The sequence below is a fragment of the Sinobacterium caligoides genome (assembly GCF_003752585.1).
Lineage (GTDB): Bacteria > Pseudomonadota > Gammaproteobacteria > Pseudomonadales > Sinobacteriaceae > Sinobacterium > Sinobacterium caligoides.
Genome location: NZ_RKHR01000004.1, coordinates 885,443 through 901,106, shown reverse-complemented (window position 1 = coordinate 901,106; position 15,664 = coordinate 885,443). Strand labels below are relative to the sequence as shown.

At 54.7% G+C, this 15,664-nt stretch carries 14 protein-coding genes; 9 read left to right on the top strand and 5 right to left on the bottom strand.

What is annotated here, in order from left to right; translation table 11 throughout:
* Nucleotides 1–58: 58 nt before the first annotated feature.
* Entirely contained in the window at nt 59–1,216 is a 1,158-nt protein-coding gene (locus EDC56_RS10680; protein WP_123712492.1) for an acyl-CoA dehydrogenase family protein, read from the top strand.
* A gap of 39 nt (nt 1,217–1,255) precedes the next feature.
* Here the strand turns inward: EDC56_RS10680 and EDC56_RS10675 are convergent, their stop codons facing one another.
* Nucleotides 1,256–1,789, bottom strand: a complete 534-nt coding sequence (locus EDC56_RS10675) for an SRPBCC family protein (protein WP_123712491.1) — start codon at nt 1,787–1,789, stop codon at nt 1,256–1,258.
* A 168-nt stretch (nt 1,790–1,957) separates the two neighbouring features.
* On the opposite strand from EDC56_RS10675, the gene EDC56_RS10670 reads away from it, so the two are divergent.
* Nucleotides 1,958–2,386, top strand: coding sequence for a secondary thiamine-phosphate synthase enzyme YjbQ (locus EDC56_RS10670; protein ID WP_123712490.1), 429 nt, complete (start codon nt 1,958–1,960; stop codon nt 2,384–2,386).
* 71 nt (nt 2,387–2,457) lie between these two features.
* On the opposite strand, the gene EDC56_RS19450 is transcribed toward EDC56_RS10670, so the two are convergent.
* Entirely contained in the window at nt 2,458–2,685 is a 228-nt protein-coding gene (locus EDC56_RS19450; RefSeq protein WP_148059379.1) for a hypothetical protein, read from the bottom strand.
* 172 nt (nt 2,686–2,857) lie between these two features.
* Complete coding sequence (locus EDC56_RS10660; protein WP_123712488.1) at nt 2,858–4,483, bottom strand: phytoene desaturase family protein; 1,626 nt, start codon at nt 4,481–4,483, stop codon at nt 2,858–2,860.
* A gap of 137 nt (nt 4,484–4,620) precedes the next feature.
* Here EDC56_RS10660 and EDC56_RS10655 point away from each other — a divergent pair, with 137 nt between their 5' ends.
* On the top strand, nt 4,621–5,178 hold the full coding sequence (locus EDC56_RS10655) for a PadR family transcriptional regulator (protein ID WP_211333647.1): 558 nt from the start codon (nt 4,621–4,623) through the stop codon (nt 5,176–5,178).
* Here the strand turns inward: EDC56_RS10655 and EDC56_RS10650 are convergent.
* The gene (locus EDC56_RS10650) at nt 5,168–6,070 is read right to left on the bottom strand and encodes a DMT family transporter (protein ID WP_123712487.1); all 903 of its coding nucleotides are present in this window, start codon (nt 6,068–6,070) and stop codon (nt 5,168–5,170) included. The genes EDC56_RS10655 and EDC56_RS10650 overlap by 11 nt on opposite strands.
* A 665-nt stretch (nt 6,071–6,735) precedes the next feature.
* On the opposite strand from EDC56_RS10650, the gene EDC56_RS10645 reads away from it, so the two are divergent.
* Nucleotides 6,736–8,118, top strand: a complete 1,383-nt coding sequence (locus EDC56_RS10645) for an MATE family efflux transporter (RefSeq protein ID WP_245980682.1) — start codon at nt 6,736–6,738, stop codon at nt 8,116–8,118.
* 34 nt (nt 8,119–8,152) lie between these two features.
* Here EDC56_RS10645 and glpK read toward each other — a convergent pair whose 3' ends face one another.
* Nucleotides 8,153–9,631: a glycerol kinase GlpK gene (gene glpK / locus EDC56_RS10640; RefSeq protein ID WP_123712486.1), complete on the bottom strand. Its 1,479-nt coding sequence runs from the start codon at nt 9,629–9,631 to the stop codon at nt 8,153–8,155.
* A 169-nt stretch (nt 9,632–9,800) separates the two neighbouring features.
* Here glpK and glpD point away from each other — a divergent pair, with 169 nt between their 5' ends.
* The 5 genes from glpD to EDC56_RS10615 all read left to right on the top strand — a co-directional run bounded on the left by glpD (nt 9,801) and on the right by EDC56_RS10615 (nt 15,566).
* Nucleotides 9,801–11,300 (top strand): glycerol-3-phosphate dehydrogenase, encoded by a 1,500-nt coding sequence (glpD, locus tag EDC56_RS10635; RefSeq protein ID WP_123712485.1) that lies wholly within the window; start codon nt 9,801–9,803, stop codon nt 11,298–11,300.
* A gap of 157 nt (nt 11,301–11,457) precedes the next feature.
* Entirely contained in the window at nt 11,458–12,486 is a 1,029-nt protein-coding gene (locus EDC56_RS10630) for a hypothetical protein (RefSeq protein ID WP_123712484.1), read from the top strand.
* A gap of 144 nt (nt 12,487–12,630) precedes the next feature.
* The gene (locus EDC56_RS10625) at nt 12,631–13,233 is read left to right on the top strand and encodes a pentapeptide repeat-containing protein (RefSeq protein WP_123712483.1); all 603 of its coding nucleotides are present in this window, start codon (nt 12,631–12,633) and stop codon (nt 13,231–13,233) included.
* A 126-nt stretch (nt 13,234–13,359) separates the two neighbouring features.
* Nucleotides 13,360–14,904, top strand: a complete 1,545-nt coding sequence (locus EDC56_RS10620; protein WP_123712891.1) for an SMP-30/gluconolactonase/LRE family protein — start codon at nt 13,360–13,362, stop codon at nt 14,902–14,904.
* 80 nt (nt 14,905–14,984) lie between these two features.
* Nucleotides 14,985–15,566 carry a TetR/AcrR family transcriptional regulator gene (locus EDC56_RS10615; RefSeq protein ID WP_162844152.1) on the top strand — a complete coding sequence of 194 codons (582 nt, stop codon included), beginning with the start codon at nt 14,985–14,987 and terminating at the stop codon, nt 15,564–15,566.
* The last annotated feature ends 98 nt before the right edge of the window (nt 15,567–15,664 follow it).

Sequence of the window (15,664 nt, the reverse complement as noted above, 5' to 3'; positions counted from 1 at the left end):
TTAACTGAATAACTGAATAACTGAATAACTGAATAACTGAATAAATTAAGGCGTCAAGATGAAGCTAAGCCAAGAACATAAAGAGTTAATTCGCACCATTCATAATTTTGTCGATACCGAGATCAACCCCTACATCGCCGAGTGGGAACAGGCGGGTTTGTTCCCGATGCACGACATCGTCAAGAAGATGGGTGAGCTTGGTCTATTGGGGATCGATAAGCCGGTCGAATACGGCGGCCTGGGGCTCGATTATAGCTATGCCATGGTGGCCAACGAGGCACTGGGCCGCATCCGCTGCGGTGGTGTCAATATGGCGCTGAACGTCCAAACCTGTATGGCGACACCGGCGCTGGCCAAGTTCGGCAGTGCCGAGCTGTGTGAGCAATTTCTGGCCCCGGCGATCGCCGGTGACCAGGTCTGCGCCATTGCCGTCAGCGAAGTCTCCGGCGGCTCCGATGTGGCAGCACTGAAGACGACGGCAGTTAGCGACGGTGATGATTACATCATCAACGGCAGCAAGATGTGGATCACTAATGCGACGCAGGCGGACTGGGTCTGCCTGCTGTGTAATACCAGCGAGGGCAAGCCGCATCAGAATAAATCGTTGATCGTAGTGCCCACCAACTTGCCGGGCTTTAGTGTCGGCGAGAAGCTCGACAAGCTGGGCATGCGTTCCTCTGATACCGCGCCGATCTACCTCGATAATGTACGCGTTCCCAAGAGCAACTTGGTCGGCGAAGAGGGCCAGGGCTTCATCTACCAGATGATTCAGTTCCAGGAGGAGCGATTGTCCTGTATCAGCAGCTTGGCCAGCCTAGAGTGGTGTGTCGAAGAGACCATCAACTACTGTCGTGAGCGTGAGATATTCGGTCAGCCGCTGATCGATAACCAGGTGGTGCACTACCGCATGGCGGAACTGAAGACCGAGATCGAATTACTGCGTTCGCTGTTCTATCGTGCCGCCGATGAGTACGTCGCGGGTAACGATGTCAGCGAGCTGGCCTCGATGGCGAAATTAAAAATTGGCCGCCTGAGCCGTGAGCTCACCGACGCCTGTCTGCAGTACTGGGGCGGCAACGGTTTCATGTGGGATAACCCCGTGTCGCAGTTCTTCCGCGACAACAGGCTGCTCTCGATCGGCGGCGGTGCCGACGAGGTGATGCTGAGCATCATCTGCAAGTACATGGGCATCGCACCGTCGAAGAAGAAAAAGTAAGCGATGACGGGCGGGCCCCTGGTTTGAGGCCCGCTTGCTTTAGGCGGCGGTCGCCTCGCAATCGTCAGTTTGAGTGACCAGCTTGTCCTGTTCGACCAGGGCGCCAAACTTCTTGAACCAGCGCCTATTCATCATGCCCATCAGCGGTCCGAACAGAGGCAGAATGAAGCGGCTTGCGCCCTTGGGCTCAATGGCCATGGTCCAGGTGACGTGACACCTGCCATCGCCCATATCGATCACCTTATAATCTTCGGCGAACTTCTCCGCCATATTCCTGCTCATATCGGTAAAACAGAAGGCCATGTGACGGCCGCGATCCCAGGCGATAAACGTCTCCCAACCGACCATGCCACCCTGCATGTAGACGGTGCGTGTGGTGCCGATACCGAAGGGTTTGGCCGAGGTCCACTCTACCCGCTCGATCGGGTCGGCCCAGACGGTCCAGCTGTGGGCGTCTTCCAGGTAATCGAAGATGCGGCTAGGGCTGGCTTTGATGATCACTTCGGCCTTGTAGACATGACGTGCGGTGTTGATGAAGTCGGTGCCGACGGGTGTGCAGGGGAATTTTTTCATGATGGCCTTCTGGTTCGTTGTTATGATCTTAAGGACAGTGCTCAGCGTTTACTGTAATTGAATGATGGGCAAACACAATGGCATAACAGCTCGAGCCAGTGGCCGATTAAGTCAGCCGAGGGGTGAGCGGAAGGTGCTGCCAGCAATGGCGGCAGGGGGAGAAAAACAATGTGGTTGCAGCGGCAGATAACACTCAGCAGGCGTCGACGCGGCTTTCATCTGATCACCGACGAGTTACTCGCTCAGCTGCCGGAGCTTGAACGCTACCGCGTGGGGCTGATGCATGTGTGGATTCAGCATACCTCCGCTTCGTTGACGGTGAATGAAAATGCCGATCCCACGGTACGCGAGGACTTTGAGAGCCATTTCAATCGCATGGTGCCGGAGGGCGCGCCGTATTATCGCCATGTCGATGAGGGGGAGGATGATATGCCGGCGCACCTGAAGAGTAGCTTGTTGGGGGCCAGTGTGACGCTGCCAATCACCGATGGCTGTTTGAACATAGGACTTTGGCAGGGCATCTATCTCTGCGAGCACCGTGATTACGCCGGTGATAGAACATTGTTGGTGACGCTGCAGGGTGATGTTACAGGGTGATGTTACAGCAGGGTAGAGTGCGCGATAAGATTTAAGGGATTAGTGCAGCGACAAGGCGTGACAGTTGAGCGCTACTGGGCGCAGACAATCTTGTAGTGCAGGCTGTGGCTAACTTTCTGGGTAACAACGACGCTGTCTTGGGGGACGTAAAGATGGCGGTCGACGGCGGCGATATAGTGGCGAGCAGGAATCGTCACGGTGAGGGTGATCATGGCTTGTGGCGTCGATGGGGGAGGCTCGTTGGCGCGACCATTACTGCAAAACGAGACGATGACGATGAGCAGAAAAAGTATTCGCATCGTCACACCTGCATGTCGGCTTATGTCTCTCTAAGCTTACTCGGTGTAACGTACTTTGGTTAATGGCATTTTCTCTTGAGAGAGGGCGTTTTAATCACTAAATAGATGGTTGACGAGGATTTTTTAGCTGTTGTTAACGCGGCAGCGCAGGCTGCCGCGCAGAGTTGGTCGGTTATGCCTCGGGGATCTTATAGTCTTTGAGGAGTTGCTTGACGATTTTGCTACCGCGTAAGCCGTGCATCGACATGGTAGTGAACAGGCCGCCCATCAAGGCACCGCCGACACCGGCCGTCATCACGTCGGAACCCGTCATGTAGAAGTTCTTCAGCTTGGTCTGCGGGTGCAGGCAGCTCTGTCCGAAGCGTTCGACGAAGTGATCGAGGCCGTAGATCTCGCCCTCTTTATTGAGCTGATAGAACTGCGTCGACAGTGGCGTTGATACCTCGTAGTAGTCAATGGCGTCGCGCAGCTGTGGCATGCGCTGAAACAACACCTCCATCAGCCGCTCACCCTGCTGCTGCTTGTACTGCTCGTAGTCTTCGCCCCGCTGCTGCCAGGTGGTGCCGTCCCAGGCTTTAAACCAGTCGATATTGCTGAGGGTAACGATCTCGACGGTTGATTTGCCCGGGAAGCGGTTGTCCCAGTCGGGGTCTTTGATGGAGGGGAAGGAGACATAGATCAGCGGCGCTGCGGCGTCCGGGTCGTCGAGGAAGCGCTTCATATTGCCCTCGTGATCGCCGTCGGGGTAGATCCACAGGTTGGTGCTGTTCAGTCCAAGCTCTTCTGCGGTGCCCTTAAAACCAGCGTAAATGCACAGCGAGGCGCTGGAGCGCTGCAGTTTTTCGGCTTCTTTGTTGACGTTATATTGCTGGCGCTGAGCGGCAGGAAGTATACGCTCTACAGTATTCATAAAGCCGACGTTGCTGATTACCTGATCGGCGCGAATCTCATCGCCGTTGACCATTTTGACGCCGACACACTGATTGTTCTCGACTAGTAGTTCATCGACCTCAGCATAGGTGAAGACTTCGCCGCCGCCCTGTTGGATGGTGGGGATGATGGTGCGGGCAATTTCCGAGGCGCCGCCGACCGGGTAGGCGCCGCCGGCGAGATAATGCTTGGCGATCAGCGCGTGCATCACAAACGAGGCATCTTCTGGCACCTGGCCGTGGTCACCCCACTGTCCCGTCAATACGGAGATAAGCTTTTGGTTGTTCGTTAGCCCCTCTAACACGACGCGAGTTGTCTGGAAGAACTCCTTGGGCAGTAATAGACGACGTAGGAAGCGGTTGTAAAAGTTACCCAGGCCGCGCGGCATCGCCTGGCCCATGAAGAACTTGGGGGTCAGGCGGCTCATCTTGCGAATGAGCTCGATGTAGTCTTGGATGACTTGGCGGTCATCGGGGAAGTGCTTGCACAGCTCTTCGATAAAGTTGTCGCGACCGGCGACAAAATCGAACTCTTCGTCACCGAGGATGATCTTGTCGTAGACGGGGTCCATCTCCGCCCATTTCAGCCGCCCCTGGCTGATCACGTCGAAGATTCTACCGAGAGTCGATGGCTTGTGGACCTCACCGATATAGTGCACCCCGACATCCCACTCGTAGCCGTTGCGCTCGTAAGCGTGGGTGAAACCACCGGCGGTGTAATGTTGCTCTAAGACGCAGACTTTCTTACCGAGCAGTGACAGTAGGGCAGCGTTGGTGAGGCCGCCCATGCCGGAGCCGATGACGATCGCATCGTAGTGGGAGTCGGCACGTTTGGTGCGGTAGCGGCGGCCGGTGCGTACTTGAGCCATGATTAACCTCGAGTCGTCTCTTATGCATAAAGTTGCATATAGGTTATGTGTCTAAACTGTTATATGCAAGTTTTTTCATATTTTGATGGTTATACTGGATGAGTAGAATGTCTAACCCTCGTCGATGACGAGACTTCATGAGTGATCAACGGGTGGAAAATATGTCCCTAAAACATGCCGTATTAGCCTTATTGCAGGCTGAGGAAGGGAGTGGCTACGACCTATCCAAGCGATTTAAGAGCGGCCTGGGTTACTTTTGGAGTGCTAGCCATCAGCAGATTTATCAACAGCTGAAAAAGATGTTGGCGGAGCAACTGATCGATGTCCGCGAGATGCCGCAGGTCGGCAAGCCGGATAAAAAGGTCTATCAAATTACTGCGCTCGGCGAAGAAGTGCTGCGGCAGTGGATCGAGAGCCCCTGCAAGGCGAGCAAGGTCAACGACGCCTTCCTAGTTAAGCTCTATGCGGGTGATTGCGTGGACAACCAGGTGCTGTTGGCGAAGATTGTCGAGCAGCAGGAATACCACCGTAAGCTGTTGGCGACATTCGAGCTGTTGGAGCGCCAGTATCTCGATCTCGATCCGGCGCAGCGCTCCTCCTACAAGCTGCCCTATATGACGCTACGCAAAGGTATTCTGGGCGAGCAGGCCTGGTTGGCCTGGAGCAAAGAGGCGCTGGCGTTACTCACTGACTAGTGGACTTACGCGGTAGCCGAAACACGCCCTGTTGGCAGAGTAGACCGACAATGATCATGGCCAAGCCAAAGAGAGTACTGGGCAGGATAACCTCACCGAGTAGGCCGGCAATAAGCAGTAACGAGAGAAACGGTGAGATAAAAATAAGGTTGGATATCTTGGCGGTGCTGTCGGTGAGCTTCATCGCCTGTAGCCAGAAGACGAAGGCCAGCCCCATCTCGAAGATGCCGATATAGCTAGCGCCGACGACCCCCTGCCAAGGGACTGCGTGAAACTCATCGTGAACGAGGCAGTAGAGGGCGATTAATGGTAGTGAACAGGCAAAGTTTAGCAGCAAGCCCAGTAGCGCAGGCCGTTTATCGCGGGTGTTTAAGATCCAGTACAGCGCCCAGATGACCGTGCTCGCGAGAGCGAGTAATACCCCAGTGGTGTTATCAAACTGGAGCGCCAAGGGCTGCCCGCCGGTGGCAATATAGAGCACGCCGCAATAACACAGCAGCGCGGCGATGATGTCTTGTCGGCGCAGTCGCTGTCCGAGTAAGGGGACGGCGAGTAGGGCCATGGTGAGGGCCCAGGTGTAGTTGATGGCTTGGGCCTGCTGCGCGCTTAACACGTCATAGGCTTGGAATAACACTAAGTAGTAGAGTGTCGGGTTGAGGGCTCCGAAGGCGAAGGAGGTGACGATATCGCGAGGAGACAGTTGACGGAGCGCCTTCAGCCCACCCTGATAGTGCAGCGTGACCGTTAATACCGTGGTTGAGACCAAGCTCGCGATCAGCAGCATCTGTGCCGGGCTGAGGTAGCTCAAGCTGATTTTAAAGGCGGTGGCAACGGTCGACCAACAGAGCACCGCGGCGAGGCCGAAACAATAAGCTTTCCTTTGTTGCGTCATAACAGCACCCGTGTGGAGGGAACAATCACAAAGTTTGTTGTGATTGCGTAAAGGCGCAGCCTAAATAAACGAAAACAATATGTAAATAATTCTCTGAACAAGAGTGACGAATAATTTTACGGAAATAATAAAGTTTTATTAACCTGTAAATGTAATCACCGCATTGACTGTCGCGACTCTGTAGGTAGTTCTACTTACGGAAAAAACTACCCACTGTGCAAGAAGGTAACAAGAAATCCTCTCAGTTTATTTTTTTACATTTTTTTGAGAGAAACACGTTGACTTACTTTGTTATTGGTAAGAACATAGCCCCTTCAATTCTGCTAACTATTTTGAGAGAGAAATTCCATGAAGCCTTTACTGAAACAACATATCACCTGCGTTATGCGTAACAGCCTTGTGCTGGCGTGTTCGTCGGTGGCGTTTATTCTCAGCTAAAGTCTCCATGAAATGGGAGGCGAATCAGCCTCCCCACTCTTTTCTAAAGAACCCGGAAGGCTCATCGCCTTGCGGGTTTTTTTTGCTTAAAAAACGCCCGTGACGGAGGTGCTCGGCAGCACCGTAACGCTAAATAGAAGAATAAAGGAGGGACAGCCATGTCTAATCACGATGAAGAAATAGAGACCGTTGCGGTTTTAAGTAATAATTAATTTCATGGATAAATGATGTTTAAAGTAATAACAAAGGAAATGAGGACGCTGCAAGCTTTGTTGGTGTTGGCGGCACCAATGATCGTCTCGCAGGGGGCCTTTGCTGTAATGATTTTTTGTGATCGCTACTTTTTGTCGCAGGTTAGTCCTACGCACATGGCGGCGGCGTTAGGTGGTGGTGTGGCGGTATTTTTTTGCCAATCACTTTTTATTGGTGTGCTTGCTTATGGCAACGCAATTGTGGCGCATAATTTTGGCGCAGGAGATTTTCATAAATGTTCGAAAGTGATGACGCAGGCGGCTTTACTGTCGTTGATTAGTCTGCCGATACTGATGCTGATCGGTTATTTTGTCGCAGATTTGTTTGCGGCGATGGGGCACGCGAAAGAGCAGTTAGTGCTGGAAAAACAGTACTTTTTTGCCTTGCTGTTGATGTCCCCACTGCAGTTGTTGAAGGTTTCAATTGCCTCTTACTTTGCCGGCATTAGTCGCACTAAGGTGGTAATGGCGGCCGATACGCTGGGGGTATTAATGAATATCCCACTTTCCTATGGCTTCGTTTTTGGTGTCTGGGGATTACCGGAATTAGGCATCTTGGGGGCGGCGCTGGGGACGGCGATTAGTATGGCGTTTTCGCTGGCGGTTTATGCGCTGTTTTATTTCCATCCGGAGCATCGTCGGCAGTTTGCTGTTGCCGACTCCTGGGGTATTGATCGCGGCATCTTGCGACGCTATCTTCGCTTGGGCCTGCCCTCGGGGATTGAGACGTTTTTGAATGTGGCGGCGTTTAACCTGTTTCTGCTGATGTTTCAGTCGTACGGTGTAGTGGAAGGCGCGTCATCGGCGATCGTCTTAAACTGGGATATTATGTCGTTCGTGCCGATGATGGGACTGAGTATTGCGATCGTCAGTATGGTGGGGCGCTCTGTCGGTGCCGGCAACGTCGATGGCATTAACCAGGTGATACGTTCGGGCTTTATGCTCAGCATTAGTTACTCCGTGGTACTGGGATTATTGTATTTGATTTTCCGCCATGAGCTGGTTGCTATCTTCGTCATAGAGGGACCGGAGGCGGAGCAGATTAAAGTGATGGCGGGGCACATGATGCTAGGGCTGGTCTCTTATACCGTTGCCGATGCGATCATTCTAGTATCCGGTGGCGTGTTGCGCGGTATCGGCGATACACGCTGGATGATGGTGGTCTCGGTGAGTCTGCACTGGTTGATGCTATTGGCGCAGGTCGTGGTCATACGTATCTTGGAGTGGGGCCCGCAGGCGTCCTGGAATCTCTTCGTGATGATGATTGTGACAACGGCAGTGGTCTATTTGTGGCGCTTGAGTCAGCGACGCTGGCAGGACAAGGAGGTGATGTCGGGGATGTTGGCCAAGCACGCTTAAACGCCGTGCTTGACCGGTGCAGAGAGAGTGATGATTACTCGCTCTGCACGCGACGAATCGCCTGCTGCCAGCCAGCGTAAAAAGCGTCGCGTCGCGACTTGCTCATCTGAGGTTCGAAACGTTGTTGGCACTGCCACTTTTGCTCGAGCTGCTCCAGTGAGGTAAAGATACCCGCCTCTAGGCCGGCGAGATAGGCGGCGCCGAGTGCGGTGGTCTCGATAATCGTTGGTCGATCGACGGTGGCGCCGAGGATATCGGCGAGAAACTGCATCACCCAGTTGTTGGCGACCATACCGCCATCGACACGCAGTGCGATGGGGCGCTCACCATCGCTCTCCATGGCTTTCTGCAGGTCTTTCGATTGATAGCAGACCGATTGCAGGCCGGCGGTGACAATTTCCTTGATGCCGGTGTCTCGGCATAGGCCGAAGATGGCGCCGCGTGCGTTGGGGTCCCAATAGGGCGCGCCGAGGCCGGTGAAGGCGGGCACCATATAGACGCCGTGATCGGGGTCGGTTTGCTCGGCAAGCGGCTCACTCTCCATGGCGTTATCGATTAGCATGAGTCCGTCGCGCAGCCACTGGATGGTCGCGCCAGCGACGAAGATGCTGCCCTCTAAGGCGTAAGTTACTTCTCCCCGAAGCCGGTAGGCGACGGTGGTGAGTAGGCGGTTTTTTGATTTTAAGGCACAGTCGCCGGTGTTGACGATCATGAAACAGCCGGTGCCGTAGGTCGACTTGGCCATGCCCTTGTTAAAGCAGGTCTGGCCAAATAGTGCGGCCTGCTGATCGCCGGCCATGCCGAGGATGGGCACCTGTCGGCCGAGCACGGCGGCGTCACTGACGCCGAATTGATCGGCGCAATCCATCACCTCTGGCAGCAGTGCGGCGGGGATATCGAAAAGTTCGAGTAATTCCTCATCCCACTGCTGACTGTGGATATTAAACAGCATGGTGCGCGAAGCGTTGCTGGCGTCGGTGCGGTGCTCTCGGCCGCCACTGAGCCGCCAGAGCAGGTAGCTGTCGACGGTGCCGAAGGCGAGCTCGCCACGTTCGGCGCGAGCGCGGGCACCGGGTACTTGCTCTAAAATCCAGCGCAGCTTGGTGGCGGAAAAGTAGGGGTCGATGAGCAGCCCGGTAATGTCGTTGATGCGTTCTTCTAGGCCCCGGTCTTTCAGTTGCTGGCAGTAGTCGCTAGTGCGGCGATCCTGCCAGACGATGGCGGGGTAGATGGTTTTGCCGGTGAGCTTATCCCATACCAGTGTTGTCTCACGCTGGTTGGTGATGCCGATGGCGGCAATCTGCTCGCCATCACCGAGCTGGTTGATGACTTGGTGACAGCAATCGATGACGCTCTGCCAGATGTCTTCGGGGTCGTGCTCGACCCAGCCGTCTTGGGGGAAGTGCTGCGGAAACTCCTGCTGGGCACTGTGCGCGGCAGTGGCGTCGCTATCGAAAAGAATTGCCCTGGAACTGGTTGTGCCTTGATCGATCGCTAAGATATAGTCGGCCATGAAGAGATCTTTTTTACCGTGCTGATGGTTGTAATGAGATGCCAGTGAGATAGGTGTTTCACTGTGGTTGTTAACTATACTCAGGCTGGGCTGTTTTCTCTAGTGAGCATGACTTTTAAGCGATGCGTGTATTGCAGCGGCGCGATCAGACACTGTCGTGGAGCGATGGATGAGTGAGCCAATTGACTATGACCTATTTGTGATCGGCGGCGGCATCAACGGTGTGGGTATTGCCTGTGACGCCAGTGGTCGAGGGCTGAGCGTCGGTTTGTGTGAGATGCACGACCTGGCCTCGGGCACCTCTTCACAGAGCAGTAAGCTGATTCACGGCGGCCTGCGCTATCTTGAGCAGTACCAGTTTCGCTTGGTGCGTGAGGCGCTGGCCGAGCGCGAGGTGTTGTTGAAAAAGGCGCCTCACATCATTACGCCGCTGCTGTTTCGCCTGCCTCACCACCCCCATCTGCGCCCCCGCTGGTTAATACGCCTAGGCTTATTTCTTTACGACCACCTCAGTCGACGAGTGAGTCTGCCGGCCTCTAAATCGGTGTTGTTGGCCGAGCCTGAGGGCTTGATTGACTCGCTGCAGCATGGCTTCGAATACGCCGATGCCAAGGTCGATGATGCGCGGCTGGTGCTGCTGAATGCGTTGGCGACACGGGGTAATGGCGGCGATATCCACAACTACTGTCGCTGTGTGCAGGCGCAGCGGGGTGACGGTCACTGGCGTCTTTGGTTGCAGCACCGAGGGCAAGATGAGCTACAACAGATCACTTGTAAGGTGTTAGTTAACGCAGCCGGGCCCTGGCTGCAGCAGACTTATGATGAGGTGTTACAGCGGCCGTGCCCAAAGCAAATGCGTCTGGTTAAGGGCAGTCATATTGTGGTGCCGCGGTTAAACGCCAGTGACAAGGCCTATCTGTTGCAGAATACCGATGGCCGTATCGTCTTCGTCATTCCCTATCAGCAGCATTACTCGTTGATCGGCACTACGGATGAAGACTACCAGGGGGATCCTGCGGCAGCCTGTATCGCCGAGGTGGAGATCGACTATCTGATTCAGTCGGTGGCGCGCTACTTCAAGCGTCGGCTTCGCCGCGAAGAGATTGTCAGTCACTATGCCGGCGTGCGGCCGCTGTTCGCTACCCAGGGGCAGGTGGCGGCTGCAGAGTTGAGTCGGGATTACAGTTTTGAACTTGATGGCGAGCCGGGGCAGGCGGCCTTAGTCTCAGTATTTGGCGGCAAGATTACCACCTATCGAAAACTGTCGGAGGCGGTAGTCGATAGCTTGGCGGCCTATCTGCCTTCGATGACGGGGGCGTGGACGGCGTCGACAGTGTTGCCGGGCGGCGATTTTACCGATGTTGCTGAGTTACAGCGCGAGTTTGCTGGGCGCTATCCGTTTCTGCCCGATGACTTATTGCAACGCTACCTCTCGGCCTACGGTACTCGTGTCGTCGAGTTGTTGCAGGCCAGCCGCTGTCTCGATGATCTCGGCGAGCACTTCGGCGCCGGTCTGTACCGCCGAGAGGTCGACTATTTGATGCAGCAGGAGTGGGCGGTGACGGCGCAAGATATACTGTGGCGACGCACCAAGCTGGGCTTGCAGATGAGTGACACGACGTCACTGGAAAATTATATGGCGGCCTCATCGATGAGTCTTAAGCGCTAGCGTCGTTGCTACTTGTTTCAACATATCTACTCCCTCCGGGTCTTCCTCTTCTCAGGGGGATGACTTAGCGTGTCAAGGTGGTAATAGCGCATCACAACTCTACAACAGTTCAATAACAGCTCAATACCAGTTCAAGAACAACGACAGGGACGGCGTCATGGAAAAAATAAAAGTTATTCAGTGGTTCACCGGCGATATTGCCAGGCATCAAATTCGTGTGCTCAGTGCCTGCACCTCGATGGAGTTAGTGGGGGCTTTTGTCTTCCACGAAGAAAAGCATGGCCGCGATATCGGAGAGATTGCCGGTATTGAGCCGCAGGGTATTTATGCCAGCAGCAAGATGGAGGAAGTCTTGGCGCTGGAGGCCGACTGTGTGTTGTATAATCCGCCCCATGAGCGTTACGACGAGATTATTGCTATTTTGGCCAGCGGCAAGAATGTGATCAGCATTATGGCGGGTTGGAACCCGAAAAAGCTGCCCTGTTATCCTGATATCGTCAAGGCCTGTGAACAGGGCAATAGTTCGCTCTATGGTACGGGGTTAAATCCAGGCCTAAGTTACGAGCTGGCACTGCTCGGCTCCTCGATCTGTACGCAAGTCGACTCGGTATACATAAAAACCTGTGAGCCTCAGGCTTCGCTCAGCCCTATTTTTCTCGAGGTATTCGGCTTTGGCCAGACCGAAGAAAATTTATTGAACGGCAATCACCCGGCTTATTCTATTTTCGAAAACCTGTTACAGATTACCGATCTGCTCTGTGAAAAACTCAATATAGCCCACGACGGCAGTCGTTTGGTCTGTGAATTCGAGGGTGCGACGCAGGCCTATCGCGACAAGATTGTGGTCGAGCCTGGCACGATGGCAGGGCTGTTAGTAAAGGCAGAAACCGTGCGCGATAATGTCGCCGTGGCGACGATAGAGTTACGTTTTCTGCTCGGTGAGGAGTATGTGCGTGCAGAGTTTCTCGAGGGGCGGCCGAAGCAGGGGTGGATCGAAGTAGATGTGCGTGGCAACCCCGGCAGCCGACTTACCCATGAGGTGGTGTTTGAACACGACAGTCTCGGTACCTGGTCGACCGGGACGAAGGCTATCAACGCCATTCCCTTTGTCTGCGCAGCCGCACCGGGGCTGCTGTCACCGTTAGACCTGCCGCTGCCGCGGATGCTTGATCTGAGCGCCGGCTGATCGAGTGCTGCGATCTAACCGTTATAGTTAAGCATCACAATAGATGATTGTTATCGGCGAGTTTAATGTGTCTAATGGCGGCATCACGGTCTATGAGGACGTCTTATCTAGGCCAGCAGACGTTAGGGAGGGAGTGCGGTGTCGATGAAACAATTAAGCAGTGACCGGCGAGAGTATGTTGGTTGTCAGTTCAGCGAGCTGTCGTTGAGTTATGAAGAGCTCAACGAGTTGGAATTTGAGGATTGCGAATTCCGCTCCTGTGATTTTAGTGATGCGCTGCTACGCCGCTGTCTGTTTCGTGATTGTCGTTTCGATAATTGCAACCTCAGTTTATTGGATCTCAGTTACAGTCGGCTCAGTGATGTGACGTTTACCAACTGCAAGATGGTCGGTATCGATTGGACCAAGCTGGAGCAATCGCCGCTGGGCTCAGGCAGCGATATCAGCTGCATTAGCTGCGCCTTGGATAACGCGTCGTTTTACGGCCTTGAGCTGTCCGGCCTGACACTTCAGCAATGCCGGCTCAGGGAAGTCGATTTCCAGCAGGCCAGCCTTGCGGGTGGCGACTTCAAGGGCAGCGACTTCTCCGGCAGCCTATTTGCCAACAGCAATCTGACGGAGGCTGACTTCTCGGGGGCGACGTCTTTGACGATCGACCTGCGTAACAACACCTTAACGCAGGCACGGTTCGACCGTTACGAGGCCAGCCATATGCTGGAAGTGTTAGGGCTGCAGTTGAACGACTAGTTCTGTGGCGAGGTAGCCTTGTCGCTGTATTCACACGGCTGTTATTAAATTCTCTGCTTACCCTTGACTGCGCAGGGGTTTAGCTTGTTATTATAGTGACACTATAATAATGATGAGATGACGGCAATGAAGATCTTGCACGGCGGTACCCTGTTGGCCACGCTCCTATTGGCGGCATGCAGCGAGCCTATCGAACCGACGCCGATAGAAAGCGCAGAGACGGCGGCGCCACTGTTGTTGGGGCAGCCGGCGACGGCCAAACCCATCGACTTCAGCGTACCGCCTCACCCTTATATGTCGGCGCAGGGTGTGAACGCGATGCACGGCGATGGCTACAGCTCCGACGTGCACCCTGGCGGCGGGCCGTTGGGGGTGGATGTGCAGCGACGCTCGCGGGTGGGGACGGTGATGCCGGGCGGCCAGTGTGCCACCGTCACCTTCGATAGCGAGGGGCGCATTGTTGCACTCTGTGCCGCGCTGACCGGTTTTAATATCCACCTATTAGAGCCGCGCAGCTTGAATCTGCTGGCGGAATACAACCTACCGATACGCCCCTCGACTTACGATGCCTTCTTGCACGCGGATAAGAGCAAGATCATGCAAGACAGTTCGGGTGCGTATTTCTATCTGGATGAGCAGGATAGGGTGGTAATGGCGGCGAGTGATCAGACCATTCGCCGCATCTCTCACCAGCAGGATGAGCAGGGCCGTTGGTCGTTCACACTGGAAGATTCCTGGGATCTTAGCGACGACGTGCCCCACGACTGTACCAGTCTCACCAACTGGTCGCCGGAGGGCGAGTGTGATCCGATTACCGCGGTGATGCCTGATCACGAGGGCTATATTTGGTGGGTGACGCGGCGTGGTCGCATTGGCACGCTGGACCCCGATAGTGGCGAGGTACGTGGCATGCAGTTGGCCGGTGAGGAAATTCAAAACGGCTTCTCGGTAGCCGCCGATGGTGTTTACGTGGTCTCCGATCACGCCATGTATCGCTTCTATAGTGCGGCTAACGGCGAGCCGAAGGTTGGCTGGCGCGAGACCTATGATCGGGGTACTCGTCGCAAGGTCGGTACCATCAATCAAGGCAGCGGCACTACACCGACGCTGCTCGGCGAGGAGTATGTCACCATTACCGACAACGCCGATGGGCGGATGAATCTGGTGGTCTATCATCGTCAGCAGGATTATCAGGGCGAGCGAAAGATCTGCTCGGTGCCGTTGTTTGATAATGAGCACTCGGTGACCGATAACTCGATGATCGGTTTTAATAGAACCATTATTTTGGAAAACAATGCGGGCTATAGCAGTGCCTTCGAGCAGAGTGACTGGTCAACGGCAGGCGGGGGGATTAGTCGAGTTGATATTCGCGCCGACGACAGTGGCTGCGATCTGGTGTGGACCTCGCAAGAGCACTCGCCCTCAGTCGTGCCGAAGGTCGCTGCCGGCAATGGCTTAGCGTATTTCTATAGTTTCATTCCGCAGCAAAACGGTGAGAATGCCTGGTATTTGACTGCCCTCGACGTCGAGACCGGTAAGACTCAGCTGAAAATCCTCACCGGTAGCAGTTCCAATTTCGATAATAATTGGGCACCGTTGACACTCGGGCCCGATGGCACCGCCTATATTGGCACCTTTAAAGGTTTGGTGGCGATATGGGATAAAAGCTAACGTTTCTATTATGCGTTAGATAAAATAAGCGGATGCTGCCGCACTGATTGCGGCACAAAATGAGTGATCACGAGGGCTGTATGGCGCGACCGAGAGTCAGGGATAAAATCTTAGTGGCGGCAAAACAGCTGTTTTTACAGGGTGGCGCTACGGCGATGACTACGAAGGCAGTGGCTGCCGCCGCCGGTGTCACTGAGGCGAGCGTGTTTAATAACTTTGGTGACAAGGCCGGTCTAGTACGGTTGTTGATCGAAGAGGAATTGCCGCAGTTTGCGGCATTCCAGCAGACGCTAGAAAACCCCCTGGCGCTGCCGCCGGTGCCGTGGATGGAACAGGTGTTAGTCGCTGCGAGGGGCTACTTTATGGTGATTCTGCCCCTGGTGGCTCTGCCTTTATTGACCCAGCAGAAGGCGACCAAGAGCGGTAGTGAGCTTTATAGTGGTTACCGGCCGCTGTTGGCGAAACTGCGCCAGCGCCAGTGCGCTGATGAGATCGCCGCCAGCGTTGACTGTGAAGCGGTGGCGCAGTTAGTGATGGGCGCGGCGATGCACGGCGCCATCACGGAGCTGACCCTGGGCAGTAATGCGCTGGGTGTCGACGCTGATTGTTGGGCCAGTCGGCTGGCAAACTCGTTGCCACTGGCTGACATTAGGCGCTCGTAATAGCGCTGTCTAATACGATCGATGTCGACGCTGCCACTTACTGACATTAGGCGCTAGTAATTGTGCTGTCTAACACGATAGATTATGCTGCTGGGCTC

Bases quoted from the DNA above. Each gene is read 5' to 3' on its own strand.
- glpK (WP_123712486.1), bottom strand. From the start codon at position 9,631: ATGGCCGACTATATCTTAGCGATCGATCAAGGCACAACCAGTTCCAGG.
- EDC56_RS10680 (WP_123712492.1), top strand. From the start codon at position 59: ATGAAGCTAAGCCAAGAACATAAAGAGTTAATTCGCACCATTCATAAT.
- EDC56_RS10625 (WP_123712483.1), top strand. From the start codon at position 12,631: ATGAAACAATTAAGCAGTGACCGGCGAGAGTATGTTGGTTGTCAGTTC.
- glpD (WP_123712485.1), top strand. From the start codon at position 9,801: ATGAGTGAGCCAATTGACTATGACCTATTTGTGATCGGCGGCGGCATC.
- EDC56_RS10655 (WP_211333647.1), top strand. From the start codon at position 4,621: ATGAGTGATCAACGGGTGGAAAATATGTCCCTAAAACATGCCGTATTA.
- EDC56_RS10650 (WP_123712487.1), bottom strand. From the start codon at position 6,070: ATGACGCAACAAAGGAAAGCTTATTGTTTCGGCCTCGCCGCGGTGCTC.
- EDC56_RS10645 (WP_245980682.1), top strand. From the start codon at position 6,736: ATGTTTAAAGTAATAACAAAGGAAATGAGGACGCTGCAAGCTTTGTTG.
- EDC56_RS10620 (WP_123712891.1), top strand. From the start codon at position 13,360: ATGAAGATCTTGCACGGCGGTACCCTGTTGGCCACGCTCCTATTGGCG.
- EDC56_RS10675 (WP_123712491.1), bottom strand. From the start codon at position 1,789: ATGAAAAAATTCCCCTGCACACCCGTCGGCACCGACTTCATCAACACC.
- EDC56_RS10630 (WP_123712484.1), top strand. From the start codon at position 11,458: ATGGAAAAAATAAAAGTTATTCAGTGGTTCACCGGCGATATTGCCAGG.
- EDC56_RS10670 (WP_123712490.1), top strand. From the start codon at position 1,958: ATGTGGTTGCAGCGGCAGATAACACTCAGCAGGCGTCGACGCGGCTTT.
- EDC56_RS10660 (WP_123712488.1), bottom strand. From the start codon at position 4,483: ATGGCTCAAGTACGCACCGGCCGCCGCTACCGCACCAAACGTGCCGAC.
- EDC56_RS19450 (WP_148059379.1), bottom strand. From the start codon at position 2,685: ATGCGAATACTTTTTCTGCTCATCGTCATCGTCTCGTTTTGCAGTAAT.
- EDC56_RS10615 (WP_162844152.1), top strand. From the start codon at position 14,985: ATGGCGCGACCGAGAGTCAGGGATAAAATCTTAGTGGCGGCAAAACAG.